At 63.0% G+C, this 15,441-nt stretch carries 15 protein-coding genes and 1 riboswitch; of the genes, 7 read left to right on the top strand and 8 right to left on the bottom strand.

Annotated features, from left to right (window positions below; translation table 11 throughout):
- Nucleotides 1–4 precede the first annotated feature (4 nt).
- Entirely contained in the window at nucleotides 5–1,669 is a 1,665-nt protein-coding gene (gene bglA, locus AC1DZU_RS02755; RefSeq protein ID WP_477281499.1) for a beta-galactosidase BglA, read from the top strand.
- Between the two features lie 40 nt (nucleotides 1,670–1,709).
- Nucleotides 1,710–2,822, top strand: a complete 1,113-nt coding sequence (locus AC1DZU_RS02750; protein ID WP_477281497.1) for an ABC transporter ATP-binding protein — start codon at nucleotides 1,710–1,712, stop codon at nucleotides 2,820–2,822.
- Between the two features lie 71 nt (nucleotides 2,823–2,893).
- Here AC1DZU_RS02750 and AC1DZU_RS02745 read toward each other — a convergent pair whose 3' ends face one another.
- Entirely contained in the window at nucleotides 2,894–3,133 is a 240-nt protein-coding gene (locus tag AC1DZU_RS02745; RefSeq protein ID WP_477281495.1) for a DUF680 domain-containing protein, read from the bottom strand.
- Nucleotides 3,134–3,201: 68 nt separating this feature from the next.
- The gene (locus tag AC1DZU_RS02740; protein WP_095083078.1) at nucleotides 3,202–3,402 is read right to left on the bottom strand and encodes a DUF680 domain-containing protein; all 201 of its coding nucleotides are present in this window, start codon (nucleotides 3,400–3,402) and stop codon (nucleotides 3,202–3,204) included.
- A gap of 513 nt (nucleotides 3,403–3,915) precedes the next feature.
- Nucleotides 3,916–4,117: riboswitch (cobalamin riboswitch) on the top strand.
- A 114-nt stretch (nucleotides 4,118–4,231) separates the two neighbouring features.
- Between AC1DZU_RS02740 and AC1DZU_RS02735 the strand changes: the two genes are divergently transcribed.
- Both AC1DZU_RS02735 and AC1DZU_RS02730 read left to right on the top strand, forming a co-directional pair.
- Complete coding sequence (locus AC1DZU_RS02735) at nucleotides 4,232–5,479, top strand: aromatic ring-hydroxylating oxygenase subunit alpha (protein WP_477281492.1); 1,248 nt, start codon at nucleotides 4,232–4,234, stop codon at nucleotides 5,477–5,479.
- 80 nt (nucleotides 5,480–5,559) lie between these two features.
- The gene (locus AC1DZU_RS02730; RefSeq protein ID WP_477281490.1) at nucleotides 5,560–6,660 is read left to right on the top strand and encodes an FAD-binding oxidoreductase; all 1,101 of its coding nucleotides are present in this window, start codon (nucleotides 5,560–5,562) and stop codon (nucleotides 6,658–6,660) included.
- A 64-nt stretch (nucleotides 6,661–6,724) separates the two neighbouring features.
- Here the strand turns inward: AC1DZU_RS02730 and AC1DZU_RS02725 are convergent, their stop codons facing one another.
- The 6 genes from AC1DZU_RS02725 to AC1DZU_RS02700 all read right to left on the bottom strand — a co-directional run bounded on the left by AC1DZU_RS02725 (nucleotide 6,725) and on the right by AC1DZU_RS02700 (nucleotide 12,877).
- Nucleotides 6,725–7,471: a ferredoxin reductase gene (locus AC1DZU_RS02725; RefSeq protein WP_477281488.1), complete on the bottom strand. Its 747-nt coding sequence runs from the start codon at nucleotides 7,469–7,471 to the stop codon at nucleotides 6,725–6,727.
- Nucleotides 7,468–8,079: a molybdopterin-dependent oxidoreductase gene (locus AC1DZU_RS02720; RefSeq protein WP_477281486.1), complete on the bottom strand. Its 612-nt coding sequence runs from the start codon at nucleotides 8,077–8,079 to the stop codon at nucleotides 7,468–7,470. Before AC1DZU_RS02720 ends, AC1DZU_RS02725 begins: the two co-directional genes overlap by 4 nt.
- 152 nt (nucleotides 8,080–8,231) lie before the next feature.
- A complete protein-coding gene (locus AC1DZU_RS02715; protein WP_477281484.1) occupies nucleotides 8,232–9,755 on the bottom strand; it encodes a DegQ family serine endoprotease in 1,524 nt (507 codons plus the stop codon).
- Nucleotides 9,756–10,012: 257 nt separating this feature from the next.
- Nucleotides 10,013–10,732, bottom strand: coding sequence for an MBL fold metallo-hydrolase (locus AC1DZU_RS02710; protein ID WP_477281482.1), 720 nt, complete (start codon nucleotides 10,730–10,732; stop codon nucleotides 10,013–10,015).
- A gap of 32 nt (nucleotides 10,733–10,764) precedes the next feature.
- The gene (locus tag AC1DZU_RS02705) at nucleotides 10,765–11,931 is read right to left on the bottom strand and encodes a diphosphate--fructose-6-phosphate 1-phosphotransferase (RefSeq protein ID WP_477225130.1); all 1,167 of its coding nucleotides are present in this window, start codon (nucleotides 11,929–11,931) and stop codon (nucleotides 10,765–10,767) included.
- Nucleotides 11,932–12,112: 181 nt separating this feature from the next.
- Nucleotides 12,113–12,877, bottom strand: a complete 765-nt coding sequence (locus AC1DZU_RS02700; protein ID WP_477281480.1) for a L,D-transpeptidase — start codon at nucleotides 12,875–12,877, stop codon at nucleotides 12,113–12,115.
- 80 nt (nucleotides 12,878–12,957) lie between these two features.
- Between AC1DZU_RS02700 and AC1DZU_RS02695 the strand changes: the two genes are divergently transcribed.
- From AC1DZU_RS02695 to AC1DZU_RS02685, 3 genes are all read left to right on the top strand, one after another.
- Complete coding sequence (locus AC1DZU_RS02695) at nucleotides 12,958–13,239, top strand: hypothetical protein (RefSeq protein WP_477281478.1); 282 nt, start codon at nucleotides 12,958–12,960, stop codon at nucleotides 13,237–13,239.
- A gap of 95 nt (nucleotides 13,240–13,334) precedes the next feature.
- Nucleotides 13,335–13,958: a LysE family translocator gene (locus AC1DZU_RS02690; protein WP_184873129.1), complete on the top strand. Its 624-nt coding sequence runs from the start codon at nucleotides 13,335–13,337 to the stop codon at nucleotides 13,956–13,958.
- A gap of 150 nt (nucleotides 13,959–14,108) precedes the next feature.
- A complete protein-coding gene (locus AC1DZU_RS02685) occupies nucleotides 14,109–15,434 on the top strand; it encodes a tetratricopeptide repeat protein (protein WP_477281476.1) in 1,326 nt (441 codons plus the stop codon).
- The last annotated feature ends 7 nt before the right edge of the window (nucleotides 15,435–15,441 follow it).

Raw genomic sequence — 15,441 nt, 5'->3', positions numbered from 1 at the left:
GACAATGCAATCCGCTTTGAAGGCCAGTTCGAAGCCTGACCTCGCCGTCGATCGCGACTGGTGGCGAGGTGCGGTGATCTACCAGATCTATCCTCGCAGCTACCAGGACTCGAACGGCGACGGCATCGGCGACCTGCAGGGCATCATCGGCCGGCTCCCCTACATCGCGGCACTCGGTGCGGATGCCATCTGGATCTCGCCGTTCTTCAAATCGCCGATGAAGGATTTCGGCTACGACGTCACCGATTACTGCGACGTCGATCCGATGTTCGGCACGCTGGCCGACTTCGACGCGCTGACCGCCGAGGCACACAGGCTGGGCTTGAAGGTGATGATCGACGAGGTGCTGTCGCACACTGCCGACAACCACCCATGGTTCAAGGAAAGCCGCTCGAGCCGCACCAACCCGAAGGCAGACTGGTATGTCTGGGCGGACGCCAGGCCGGACGGCACGCCGCCCAACAACTGGCTGTCGATCTTCGGCGGCTCGGCCTGGCAATGGGACACCAGCCGTCAGCAATATTACCTGCACAACTTCCTGGCCGAGCAGCCCGATCTCAACTTCCACAACCACGAAGTCCAGGACGCGCTGCTCGACGTCACCCGCTTCTGGCTGGAGCGCGGCGTCGACGGCTTCCGCCTCGACACCATCAATTTCTACTTCCACAGCCAGGGCCTGGAAAACAATCCGCCGCTGCCGCCCGAGCAGCGCAACGACCAGACCGCGCCCGCGGTCAATCCCTACAACTACCAGGACCATCTCTACGACAAGAGCCGTCCGGAAAACCTCGGCTTCCTCGAACGCTTCCGCGCCCTGCTCGATGAATATCCGGCTACCGCCGCAGTCGGCGAAGTCGGCGATTCGCAACGTGGGTTGGAAGTGGTGGCGGCCTATACGGCCGGCGGCAAGCGCGTCCACATGTGCTACTCGTTCGACTTCCTGGCGCCGGAAAAGATCAGCGCGGCCAAGGTCCGTTCGGTGCTGGAATCGTTCGGCAAGGTCGCCAGCGACGGCTGGTCGTGCTGGGCCTTTTCCAACCATGACGTGATGCGCCCGGCCTCGCGCTGGGCGGCAGGCGAAGCCGACCCGACCGCCTATCTCAAGGTCATCTCGGCGCTGCTGATGTCGCTGCGTGGCTCGGTCTGCATCTACCAGGGCGAGGAGCTTGGGCTCGGTGAGGCCGACCTCCGCTTCGAGGATTTGCAGGACCCCTACGGCATTCGCTTCTGGCCGGAATTCAAGGGCCGCGACGGCTGCCGCACACCGATGGTGTGGGACGGCAGTGCCAGGAATGGCGGCTTCTCCTCGGCCAAGCCATGGCTGCCGGTGCCGGCCAAGCACCTGTCGCAAGCGGTCAATGTCCAGCAGGGCGACGAGAGCTCGCTGCTCGAGCACTACCGGCGCTTTCTCACCTTCCGCCGCGCCCATCCGGCGCTGGCCAAGGGCGACATCACATTCATCGAAAGTGAGGGCGATACGGTCGCCTTCACACGCCGAGCGGGCAATGAGCAGGTCGTCTGCGTCTTCAATCTGGGAGCCAGGCCAACCAAGATTGACCTTGGCAACCGATCGCTGCACCCTTTGCCGGGACACGGATTTTCGGGGCAGGCGAGCAGTGGCTCCATACAGCTCGACGGCTACGGCGCCTGGTTCGGGCGCATCGACTGAATTTCAGATCACTTGAATTTCAATCACTGGGAGGAAACCAATGGCCGATGTCACGCTAAGACAAGTGAAGAAGTCCTACGGCAATCTGAACATTCTCCACGGCATCGACCTCGATATCAAATCGGGCGAGTTCATCGTCTTTGTCGGCCCGTCGGGCTGCGGCAAGTCGACATTGCTGAGGTCGATCGCCGGGCTGGAGGAAATCACCTCCGGCGAACTCAAGATCGCCGGCGAGGTCGTCAACGACGTGCCGCCATCGAAGCGGGGCATCGCCATGGTGTTCCAGTCCTACGCGCTCTACCCGCACATGACCGTCTACGACAACATGGCGTTCTCGATGAAGATCGGCAAGGAGAACAAGGCCGAGATCGACCGCCGCGTGAGGCAGGCGGCGGAAATCCTGCAGTTGACCAAATATCTCGACCGCCTGCCCAAGGCGATGTCAGGTGGCCAGCGCCAGCGCGTCGCCATCGGCCGCGCCATCGTGCGCAATCCGAAAGTGTTCCTGTTCGACGAGCCGCTGTCTAACTTAGACGCCGCACTGCGGGTCGCCACCCGCATCGAGATCGCCAAGCTCAAGGAATCGATGCCCAACACGACCATGATCTACGTCACCCACGACCAGGTCGAGGCGATGACGCTGGCCGATCGCATCGTGGTGCTCAAGGAAGGCCATATCGAGCAGGTCGGCACGCCGATGGACCTCTACAAGAAGCCCGGCAACCTGTTCGTTGCCCAGTTCATCGGCTCGCCGGCCATGAACATTCTGCCGGCTACCATCGACAAGACCGGAAACCCGACCGTCATCAGCCATGTCGGCGGGCGCAAGGCAAGCGTGCCGATCGCGACGCCGGCTTCGGCAAAGGGTGCTGCGGTGAGTTTCGGCGTGCGGCCGGAAGATCTGATCATCGCCAGCGGCACGGACTATCTGTTCGAGGGGACGGTCGACTATGTCGAGCAACTCGGCGAGGTCCAGCTTGTCTATGTCGACATCGGCCGCGCCGACCTGCCCCTGGTGACCAAGCTGCCTGGCAATGTCGAGGTCAAACGCGGTGCGACGCTGCGGCTGAGCGCGGACGCGAACGACCTTCACATCTTCGACGCGGACGGGCACTCCTTCTCGCTCCGTCAGCCGGAAGTAAAGGCGGCTTGAGACAGAACCAAGTCTCGACACGAAAAGAGSGGCGGGGCCCGCCGCTCTTTTTTGGAAATCAACTTCGGCTGTTAGTGATTGCCGAAGAGGTCGCGGTCGGCGCTCTGAGGGGCGGACTTCTCTACGTCACCCGACGAGTTGAGCAGCTTGCCGACGAAACCACCGCTGCTGCGGATCGAGCTCGTTTGCGAGTTGTCAACCGAACCGACAGCAGGCTGGTTTGCGCCATTCGAACCGTAGTTGTCGCTGGCGGCGAAAGCGCTGCCGGAGATCGCCAGGACGGCGGCGGCAGCAAGCATGATCTTCTTCATTTCAAGTCTCCTGAATTCTGGTTTTCGCCAGGACGGCGGGAGAGCCCGCCGCCCCTGGGAATCGGCTGTTAGTTGTTGCCGAAGAGGTTACGGTTGCTACCCTGGGCAGGCGTCTGAGCAGCCGGCTCCGACTTCTTGGTCGAAGCGGTGTACGAGCTGTCGACAGCAGCGGTGGCTGCCGGGGCATTCGAACCATAGTGGTCGCTGTTCGCGAAGGCGCTGCCGGAAATGGCCAGAAGGGCGGCGGCAGTGAGGATGATCTTTTTCATTTTTTGGTACTCCAGTATTTCTTATTTTTGCCGTCCGTCTAGCGGCGTGTCTTGGAAAGAAATCGCGTCGTTCCGGACAGCCCCGATGTGGGAGAGCCATCCAGTCATTTCCAATCACGAAGTTGTTCCGCGTGGACCAAGAATCCACCACTTGAAATTGTGCCAGGGGTTTCCACACTCAATGTTTTTCTAAGTTATATCAAATAGTTGTACAAAACAGCCACCCCGATCACCAACTGTGTCGGAGGCCCAGCGTTCACACGTCCTGCACGCACCGTCAACAGAAACGAACCGTTCGGTTCGATTTTAGAGGCTGCTAATAGTCACTTTTCGATACCGATAGCCTTCTTTGCTTCCCGACAAGGGGGCAGATTCGGCGATATTGCAGCCGGCTATGGTTGCCCAAGAGATAGGGCTTCCGCTCCGCGATCGCCCACCGGAACGTTTCGCAAGCGTGTCGCGCCGCATGGATACGATGTCGTTTTCATGCCGATGGCGCGCCCGCGATCGTGATTAGATCATGCCATCTCAGGTGCCGCTTCGTGACGACGAGGTGGAGAATTGGGAAGCCGGTCAGAATCCGGCGCTGCCCCCGCAACGGTGGTGGAGTTCAAGTCGCAACGGGAGACCACTGGGCAATCGCCTGGGAAGGTGTCGCGATGGTCCGCAAGGACAACTCCAGAGCCCGGAAACCAGCCCGAGATGTCTAGACTCGACTGATCGCGGTGGGCGGTCAAGAGGTGGATAGTGCATGTCCGGCGGATCGCCGGCCTGCGTCCAATCCTTCCTCCGTCACCACCAGTTCAGTCCTTAGAAACGAGGACAGGACATGGATGCTCGCAACGACATGCTGAGGCTCTTGAGTGGGCGCCGGCAAGGCTTTTCGCTGGAACAGCCCTTCTACACCGATCCAGACTATTTCAAGCTCGACATGGAGCTGATCTGGTATCGCGACTGGCTGTTCATCGGTCATGATTGCGAGCTGCCGAAGCCGGGCAGTTACATCACGGCGCAGATTGGCGACTATCCAGTCGTGCTTGTCCGCGACCAGAAGGGCAATATCAACGCCTTCCACAATTCCTGCCGCCATCGCGGCAGCCGCGTCTGCAATTCCGACAAGGGCACGGCGGCAAAGCTGGTCTGCCCCTATCACCAATGGACCTATGAGCTGGACGGAAGGCTGTTGTTTGCCAGGCAGATGGCCGACGGTTTCGACAAGAGCCAGTTCGGCTTGAAGCCAGTCGCCTGCGAAAGCGTCGGTGGCTACATTTTCATCTGCCTGGCCAAGGAGCCGGCGGATTTCGCACCGATGCGCGCGATGATCGAGCCCTACCTTTTGCCGCACCGGCTGCGCGAGGCCAAGGTGGCGTTCGAGTCGACCATTGTCGAGAAGGGCAACTGGAAGCTGGTCTGGGAAAACAACCGCGAGTGCTATCATTGCGCCGGCAATCATCCGGAGCTCTGCAAGACGTTTCCGGAGGCACCCACGGTGACCGGCGTGCAAGGCGCCGACAGCGACCCGGAAATGCTTGCGCACTGGGCGAAATGCGAAGCAGCCGGCCTGCCAAGCAAATTCCGCATCGACCCGGCCGGACAGTACCGCGCCACCCGCGCGCCGCTGTTGCGCGACGCCGTCAGCTACACGATGACGGGAAAGCGTGCGGTCAAGAAGAACCTGTCCGACAGCGTTTCGACCGACCGCATCGGTTCCCTGCTGCTCTATCACTATCCGACGACCTGGAACCACATCCTGGGCGACCACGCCGTCACCTTCCGGGTGTTGCCGATCAGCGCCACGGAGACGGCGGTAACGACCAAATGGCTGGTCCACAAGGATGCGGTCGAAGGCGTCGATTACGATCTCGACGAACTCACCCACGTCTGGACCGAGACGAACGACCAGGACCGGCGGATCGTCGAGGAAAACGCCTTCGGCATCCTGTCGCCCGCCTACGAGCCCGGCCCCTATTCGGAGCTGCATGAGGGTGGCGTCATCCAGTTCGTCGAGTGGTACGCGTCGTTCATCGGCCCGCGCCTTGCCGAAGGCGGCCGGCCGGCGCTGCGCAGCGTTGCCTAGTGCATGTCGCCCAAAAGTGCGCAGTGGTTTTGGGATCTCGACATGCATAGGGCAATAGTGAGGACAAAAGGATGAATGCGATGACCGATCTCGGCCTCTATCGCCATCTCGACCAGATGACGCCCTGGAACGACAGGCTCCAGGTGCTGGAAGTGATCGGCGTCAGCGACGAAGCGCCTGATGTGAAGACCTTCACCTTCCGCTCCGACAACCAGACCTGGTTCCGCTACAAGCCGGGTCAGTTCGTGACGCTGGAACTGCCGACCGCCGACGGGCCGCTGATGCGCACCTATACGCTGTCGTCTTCGCCATCGCGGCCGTTCTCGATCGCAGTGACGATCAAGGCGCAAGCGGGCAGCATCGGCACACGCTGGATGTTCGATCATCTGACGCCCGGTTCGCACGTCAAGGCCTATGGGCCGACCGGCGACTTTTCGCTGCACAGCCACCCGGCGGCCAAGTACCTGTTCATTTCAGCCGGCTCCGGCGTGACGCCGATGATGTCGATGCTACGCTGGCTCAATGACTGCGCGCCATGGACCGATGTCGGGTTCGTCAACTGCGCACGGCGCCCGGAAGAGATCATTTTCCGCAAGGAGCTCGAACTGCTCGGCAGCCACATGCCGGGTCTGTCGCTCGGTTTCATGATCGAGGAGCGGTCCAGCCGCGAGGGCTGGTTCGGCCATATGGGCCGCATCGACGCGATCCGGCTGCCCTTGCTGGCGCCCGATTTCCGCGAGCGCGAAATCTTCTGCTGCGGCCCCGATCCCTTCATGCGCGCCGTGCGCGGCATGCTAGACGCCGCCGGCTTCGACATGACGAAATACCACCAGGAGAGCTTTGCCGCGCCTGTTGTGGAGGAGATCCCGGCACCGTTCACCTTGCCGGCGGAAGACGGCGCCGCGGTTGTCGTCGAAGCCGCGACGCCGATCCGGTTTTCGCTTTCGGATGTCGAGGCCGAATGCGTCGCCGGCCAGACCGTGCTGCAGACGGCCCGCGCCTCGGGCGTGCGGATTCCCGCCGCCTGCGAGTTCGGCCTCTGCGGAACCTGCAAAGTGAAGAAGGTCGCGGGCGATGTCGAGATGAGCCACAATGGTGGCATCCTCGATCACGAAATCGACGACGGCTTTATCCTCGCCTGCTGCTCGAAGCCGCTTTCGGCGCTCGAAATCGAGGCGTGACCGGCGGGCGATGCCAGGCCTCAGAACGACGGCTACACGAAACCTCTCGAAAGGCCGTGTCAGTTCAAACCCCGTAACGCTCGGTGCGGATGATTTCCGCTGCAACGCCCGCGTCGATCAGGGCTTGGGCGGCAGCCGAAACGAAGGCGTTGGAGCCGCAGACGAAGGCGATATCGGGCGGTCCGGGCAGGTGCGCCATGGATTGCACCATCATGGCAACGTCCACCCGCCGCGAATAATCGGCTGGACGGCGTGCAGCTTCGCGCGTCAGGGTCAGCACCAGGTCGAAGCCGTCCTTGCGGTCATCGAGGGCAACCAGTTCGTCACGAAAGATCACTTCGTCCCAGATCCTCGCTGAAAAGACCAGGGCGACGGGCACGCTCGAATTGCGCTTGGCGCGATGACGGACCATCGACATCAAAGGCACGACGCCCGAACCACCCCCGACCAGCAAGACCGGTCCGCCATCGTCATCGGGCCAGATGAAATGCCCGCCGAGCGGCCCGCGCAGTTCGACCTCGTCGCCAATTGCTGCGACGTCGTGGAAAAAGGGCGAGACCTCGCCATCGTCGAGTTTTTCGATCGCCAGTTCGATCACCCCGCCATCTCCGGGCGCCGAGGCAATGGAATAGGAGCGGCGCGCCTGATAGCCGTCCGGCGCCGTCAGCCTGACGTCTACATGCTGACCGGCAAGATAGGTGAAAGGCCGCGATAGCTGGAAAAAGAAGCTGGTGACACGCGGCGTGCACTTTTCGATACGGACGATCCTGACTGTCTGCCAGGGCGATTGCACTGCCGCTGCGTCGCTCATGGATCGTTCGTGTAGCGCTGCTCGCGCCAAGGGTCGCCATAGATGTGATAGCCGCGCAATTCCCAGAAACCCGGCTCATCGCGCTCGGTGAACTGCAGGCCGTTCAGCCATTTGGCCGATTTCCAGAAATAGAGATGCGGCACCAGCAGCCGCGCCGGGCCGCCATGGTCAGGCGTGATCGGCTTGCCTTCGTAAAGCAGAGCCACCATCGCCTTGCCGGCGGTGAGGTCCTTGGTCGGCACGTTGGTGGAATAGCCGTCGAAGGAATGCGCCAGCGTGAAGGCGGTCGGCGGCTCGATGCCGGCATCGGCGAGGATGTCGTCAACAAGCACGCCTTGCCATGGCGTGTCGAATTTTGTCCATGCGGTCACGCAATGGATGTCGCGCGTCATCTTGGTCAAGGGCAGCGCGTTGAACTCGGCCCAGTTCCATTTCTTGATCGGCCGCGGCCCGTGCTTCAGCGTGAACGACCAGTCCTCGATGCGCACCCGCGGCGTCGGGCCGGCTGACAAGACCGGAAATCCCTGCTCGAGATATTGCCCGGGCGGGATGCGCGCATCGCCGTCGATCGGCGGGCGCCGTCCTGAAGAAAAACCTCGGGTGACCATCGCGGCAATCCCCCCTGCATCAGGCCACTATCGACCTTATGCAATGTTCTCGAAGATGCCGTGGCGGGCAACCGAAATCTTGATGATGGACAACATCGGCGGGCCGGCGTCGCCGAGCCCACCGATCGCTGCCTTCACGTCAGCGCACGGCGTCAGCCATTGGCAAACGGCACCGCGACATAGATCTGGCTGCCGTCGCGCTCGACCAGCAGAAGCACCGACTTGCGGCCGGACTTGCCGGCCTGGGCGATCGCCTGCGTCACTTGCCTGGCCGTTTTCACCGGCGCCTGATTGACGGCAACGATGATGTCGCCGGGCTGGATGCCCGAGGCCGAGGCCGGCTTGTCGGGATTGACGCTTGCGACCAGGGCGCCATGCTGATTGGCCGCCAGGTTCAACTCCTGGCGGACATCAGGGGTGATGTCCATCAGGCCAAGCCCGATTGCCGGGACGCGCGAGCCCTGCTCGGTACTCGGCGCGCCGGATTCGTCGGGCACGGATGCGGTCTTCACATCGTCGCCGTTGCGCCCGACATCGACGGAAACATTCATGGCCTTGCCCTTGCGCCAGATATCCAGCGTCTCCCTGACGCCCGGCGCGACATCGGCGACGGCCCGCGACAGGTCCTTGGGATCCTTCACATCCTGTCCGGCAAAGCTGATGATGACGTCGCCGGTCTCGACGCCGGCCTTGGCAGCCGGCGAGCCTTCATTGACCTGCGAAACCAGCGCACCGCCAGGATGGTCGAGCCCGATGGCGCTGGCCACATCCGGCGTCACCGGCTGTATCTCGACACCGAGGTAGCCGTACTGGATGGAGCCATCCTTCATCAGCTTGGCGACCACCTTCTGGGCCTGGTCCGACGGGATGGCGAAGCCGACGCCGACACTGCCGCCATTGGGTGAATAGATCGCCGTGTTGATGCCGACGACATTGCCGCTGACATCGACCAGCGGACCGCCGGAATTGCCGTGATTGATCGGCGCGTCGATCTGGATGAAGTCGTCGAACGGCCCGCTGTGCAGATCGCGGCCGCGCGCCGAGACAATGCCTGCGGTGACCGTGGTGCCGATGCCGAACGGATTGCCGATCGCCAGCACCTGGTCGCCGGTCATCAGCCTGTCGGAATCGCCCCATTTGACGGTCGGCAAGGGCTTGTCGGATTTGATCTTGAGCACGGCGAGATCGTTCTTGGCATCGCGGCCGACGAGCTTGGCGGGAAGCTCGGTGCCGTCGTCAAGCGTCACCTTGATGGAAGAGGCGCCATCGACCACGTGATTGTTGGTGACGATGGTGCCATCGGCAGCGACGATGAAGCCCGAACCGAGCGCCTCGGCACGTGGAGCCTGCTGCGGCGGGGTTTGTGGGGCGGGCATGCCCTGGTCGCCAAAGAACTGACGGAAATATTCGTCGAACGGTGAGTTGCCGAGAGGCATGCCGTCGTCCGTGCTTTCCGGCTGCGCCTTCATGACGGTGGTAACTGTCACCACCGCGGGCTTGTCGGCTGCCACGATGGGGGCGAACGAGCCGTTGGGTGCCGTGATGCCGGCGACAGGGGTCTGGGTTGTCGGAACGGCGTTGCTCGCACTTTGAGCGAAAGAGATGACAAAGGGAGATATGATTAGCGCAGCGCCCAGCGAGGCCGCGACGCGATGTCTGCGAATGATATCTGACATGGTCGTTTGTCCGGGCGAGAGTTGATCCTGCGCTGTGGCCGCCTCTCTTGGAAACTGGCCATCACGCGTGTCGAGGGTCGCGATTGCCCGTCTCGCCTTGCATGGCAGCCGACCGGATCGACAGCCCTGCATCTAGGGTGCGGATTGGCCCGATTTAGGGTTTTCAGGCGACCTTACGAAGATTTAATTTCCAGACGGCGCCCGGTCACAATGTCGTGGGGTGAGCGGTCAAGTGGTCTTCCCAGCCCACCGGGGCATCAGTCCGTGCCGGTTCGCGCTAGATAGGCCGTTGCAATTTCGTGCATGCGCTTGCCGTCGAAGCTCGGCCCGTGGCCGCCATGGCCGATGCGGATCGGGATGTCGAGCAGCCGCTGCATCGTGCGGCGATAGGCTGTTCGATCGGAGTCCGGCAGGTCGTCGATCAACGTGTCGTCGTAGATGGCGTCGCCGCTGAAGAAAAGGCCATCGGCCTCGTCGAGCAGTGCGATCGAATCCGGCGAATGCCCGGGCAGATGCAGCACGCGAAACCGACGATCGCCGAGATCGACCACGTCGCCCTCGTCAAGGGTCCGCGTCAATGGCGCTGAGGGGATCCTGTAGTCGGCTGCCTTCCAGCCTGGTGCTGGCAGTTTCGAGACGGCACCTTCGAGGTCGTGGAACATGTAGGCATAGGTCGCGGCGTCATCCATGCTGTCGAACTGCGCCGCACTCATCCTTGGCCCGGCCCGCAACGGGAACTCGTGCAGCGAACCGACATGGTCGAGATGGATATGGGTGGCGACGACCAGCAACGGCTTGCTGTCGGACAACTCGATCTCCGGCGCCAGCGGACAGATGCCCATGCCGGTATCGACCAGCAGGTCGACATCGCGTCCGCGCAGATGCCAGATGTTGGCGCGCACGTAGTCATGCACGAACGGCTCGGTCAGCATCGTCGTCTTCTCGTCGACGATGCTCTTACTGAACCACCCCGGCATCAGGCGTGCGCCCGCATCACGTGTGAGCCTGTTCAGACGAACGGCTTCCCGACCTTGTATTTTTCCGGCACCAGCCGCTTGAGATAGGCCATGCCGGCCTCGGACAATTGATTGACATCGGGCTTCATGAAATCGTCGGGCATATGGCGGGTCTTGCCGGCGACGTTCTTCAGCGGCACCTTCTTCAGCACCGTTTTGGCGCCGTCATATTGCAGCGCCACCGAGCCGCCGCCCTGTTCGGCGACGCTGACGGCGAAGGCGCCGGCATCGAATGCCTCCTGCGCGTCGACCGCGCTGATGGCGCCGATATAGCCGCGAGGCATGTAGCCGAGCGCATCGACGCGGGCCCGCTTGCCGGGCAGGCCTTCGGCCAGCGCGCGCTCGAGTGCGGCCGGCAGGTCACTGCCGGACAGCTTGACGTTGCCATGCGCGTCGCGCTCGAGCTTCTCCGGCGGTACCAGACTTTCGACCAGCGCCTTGCCATCGGCGGTGCTGACACCTTCCGACACGGCGACGATACAGCGCTTGTGGCGGTCGAGCGTGGCGCGCACGTCGTCGATGAAGCCGGCCGCCGAGAACGGCCGTTCCGGCACGTAGACGAGGTGTGGCCCGCTGTCGGGGTCGAGTTGCCAGGCCGCGGCCGCAGCAGTGAGGAAGCCGGCGTGCCGGCCCATCACGATGCCGACATAGATGCCGGGCAGAGCGCGGAAATCGAGGTCGACGGACAGGAAGGCGCCAGCCACGAACTCGGCCGCCGAGATGAAGCCCGGCGTGTGATCGTTCTCCTCGAGATCATTGTCGATGGTTTTCGGCGCATGGACAAAAGCGATCGTGCCGCCGGCGGCGTCGGTCAGGATCTGCTGCGTGCCGGACGTGTCGTTACCGCCGATGTAGATGAAGGCGTCGGCGCCGGCCTTCTTCAGCCCGTTGAGGATGACCTCGCAATAGGCGGCGTCCGGCTTGTCGCGCGTCGAGCCAAGGGCCGCACTTGGCGTCCCGGCGATCAGCCGCAGCCGGTCTTCCGGGATGGCGGAGAGGTCGACATAGTTGCCGTCACGAATGCCGCGCACGCCGTGAATGGAGCCCAGCACCTTGGCACCGGGATGCCGCTTGCGGATCTCCAGCGTCGCCCCGACCACTGTCTGGTTGATGACGGCGGTCGGGCCGCCGCCCTGCGCGATAACGAAAGTTCCGGCCATTCCTGACGTCTCCCGAGCGATGAAATTCGCAGGCACATTCGCCTGTCTTTCGCCATCGCGCAACGGGAGAACCAGAGCATGATCCCGAAAAGCATGCCCCCGGCCCGAGGGTGGGAACCGGCTTTCGCCAGAGATCATGCTCGAACAAAAGGAGAAGCGGCCGCGCCGGCGGCCGGCAGGGTCACATGACGACGACCGGATTTTTCTTGGTGACGCGGCTGTAGAGGTCGATGATGTCTTGGTTGATCAGGCGCACGCAGCCCGACGACATCGCCTGGCCGATGCTCCACCATTCGGGCGAACCGTGGATGCGATAGCCGGTGTCCTTGCCGTCCTGATAGATATAGAGCGCCCGGGCGCCAAGCGGGTTGGTGAGGCCGCCGGGCTGGCCGGACTGCCATTTCACCAGCTCCGGCTTGCGGGCAATCATTTCGGGCGGCGGCGTCCAGGTCGGCCATTCCCTGCCGTACTGGATGTTGGCGCGGCCAGACCAGCGGAAGCCGTCCTTGCCGATGCCGACGCCGTAGCGGATGGCATCACCGCCCGGCTGGACGAGATAGAGCATGCGCTCCTGCAGATGGACGACGATGGTGCCGGGCGCCTCGCCGGTCGTGTCGACGACGATCTGGCGGCGGAATTCCGGCTTGACCTTCAGATAGGGCACTTCCGGCACGTTGAAGCCGCCATCGGTCAGCCCCGCATACATCAGGTCGGGGCTGGTGATGTGCTTGTCAACGCTGATGCTCGGCCGGATCGGCACTGAGTTGGTGACCGTGTCGTCGAGATCCAGCACCGGAAGACCGCCGCCCGAGGTCGAGCAGCCGGCAGCGCTGAGCAAAGCCAGCGCCCCTGCACCGGACAGGATGGCGCGACGGGAAAGATGATGATCGGTTTCGATTGCGTCGCCGTTTCGCGGCGGCGTCAGACCTTGCGGCAACTCACGCATATACCCAAACCCTACTCTGTCGGCGGGAAGCACGGTCCGGCCGGATAGAACGCATCTTCATCATTCATGGTTGATAAAGCGTGAAGGCCTTGCATTGCCTGCGTTTGCGCGTCGCCTGGCTGGCGTTCGAGCCGCCGCCCGACCGTCGACCGAAGGGCTGCTGCACAAAAAGGCCTCCATCGGGTCATATTCCCGGCGCCGGCGCTTCCTACCCCTGCAGGCGGCTATCGAGGGGTTCCACGTGCAAGACCTTAAAAACCGACATCAAGCTTTTTGCCGCGGCCATTGCCGCAGCAGCAATCGTTCTCGGTGCCAATGTCCGCCTGGCCGATATCGTGAGCACGCTGAGCGGCGCGAACTGACACCGACCTGCCGTTGGCAAAATTAGGGAAATCGCCCTTTACATTCTCCCGTCGCCAAGGATTTATCCTCTTCTTTACGCTCAAAGGAGACGAGCATGTCCTTCGAAAACTGGGCCGCCTTCGCTGCCGCCTCGACGATCCTTCTCATCATTCCAGGTCCGACCATCCTTCTGGTCGTGTCCTACGCGCTGGGCCAAGGCTGGCGTACCGCTCTGCCTATGGCAGTCGGCGTGGCGCTCGGCGACTTCACCGCGATGACGCTGTCGATGCTGGGCATCGGCGCATTGTTGGCCGCTTCGGCGACCGTCTTCACCGTCCTGAAGCTGATCGGCGCCGGCTATCTGATCTATCTCGGCGTGAAACTGTTTCGCGCCGGCGGCGCGCTGAAAGCCGAACCGCGCACCGACGTGGTGTCCTCCGCTAAGATGATGGCGCATGCCTGGCTGGTCACCGCGCTCAACCCGAAAAGCATCACCTTCTTCGTCGCCTTCCTGCCGCAGTTCCTCGACCGGCATGCCGATTTCTGGACGCAGATGTTGATTTTCGAGACGACCTTCCTGGCGCTCGCCTTCGCCAATGCCTTCGGCTATGCGCTGATCGCGGCGCGCGCACGCAACGTCGTGCGCAATCCCAAGGCGATCCGTATCTTCAACCGCACCGGCGGCACGCTGCTGGTCGGCGCCGGCATCGCCACGGTGGCGATGCGTTCGGGCAATTAGGACAATGGAGAAAATTCGGCTTCACCATTTAACGCTGAAGCCGAGATTGCCCTGGAAAATGCACCGGTTGGCGAGTCCGTGGCCCATGCTTTAGGATCGCTTTGGGCCGAAGGATCGAGGCCTCGTCATGAGCCGATCAAAGGACATTGCATGGCCATCAGGGATGCATTCGACCTGACACTTTCGGGCGCAACGGCGGCGGGGTTCACGCCCTACAGCCAGGCTGTGCGTGAATTGCAATGCTTCATCGGCGATCCCGTCGCCTCCGTCGATCGCGCCATCGCGGAAGATCCCGGCTTCGTCATGGCGCATGTCTTCAAGGGCTACCTCTTCGGCCTGGCCACCGAGCGAGAGGCGACCGCCGTGGCCAAGGCTTGCCATGAGGCGGCGCTGCCGCTTGCCGCGACGACGCGCGAGCGGGCGCATGTCTCGGCCCTTGGTCATCTCGCCAACGGGCGCTGGCACGATGCCGCCGGCGTTCTTGGGGATATCGCCATCGACTTCCCGCTCGACGCTGTGGCGCTGCAAACGGGGCATCAGATCGACTTCTTCACAGGCAATGCGCGCATGCTGCGCGACCGCATCGCCCGCGCCCTGCCATCCTGGCAAAGCGGCATGCCGGGCTACCACGCCATCCTCGGCATGCAGGCCTTCGGACTGGAGGAGATGGGTGACTATGCGCAGGCCGAGAGGCTTGGCCGCACCGCGGTCGACCTGGAGCCGCGCGACGGCTGGGCCCAGCATGCCGTTGCCCATGTCATGGAGATGCAAAGCCGGCAAATGGATGGCATTGCCTGGATGCGGGCCAATCCAGACGCATGGACAAAGGAGAGCTTCCTCAAGGTGCACAATTGGTGGCACCTGGCGCTGTTCCACTTTGACCTCGGCGAGACCGACGAGGTGCTGGCTCTCTATGACGGCCCGATCTACGGCGAGCGATCGACGCTGGCGCTCAACATGGTCGATGCCTCGGCGATCCTGTGGCGGCTCTATCTCGGCGGCGTCGATGCCGGCAACCGCTGGGCAGCGCTCGCCGCCAACTGGGCGCCCAAGGCCGGCGACGGCAATTATGCCTTCAACGATGCCCACGCGATGATGGCCTTTGTCGGCGCCGGGCTCGAAACGCCGGCTCAGACCTTGCTGGAGGCGCAGCGCGAGGCGATGCAGGGCGGCGACGACAATGCGGCCTTCACCCGGGATGTCGGCCATCCGCTGACGCTCGCCATCAAGGCATTCGGTGCCGGTAACTATGCCGAGACTGTTCGCCTGATCCGGCCGATCCGGGCGATCGCCCACCGTTTCGGCGGCAGCCACGCCCAGCGCGACATCATCGACCTGACGCTGATCGAGGCGGCCTTGCGGACCGGTGACGGTGCACTGGCCAGGGCGCTCACGGCGGAACGTTCGACGGCACGACCCGACAGTCCGCTGTCGGCGCTGCTTTCGCGGCGCGCCGCCAATTTGTCAGAGAATTGACCCGAAG

It is taken from the genome of Mesorhizobium sp. P2_A12 (assembly GCF_056405075.1).
The sequence above is the reverse complement of the archived record's forward strand: the minus strand, read 5'-3'. Positions and strand labels throughout refer to the sequence as shown.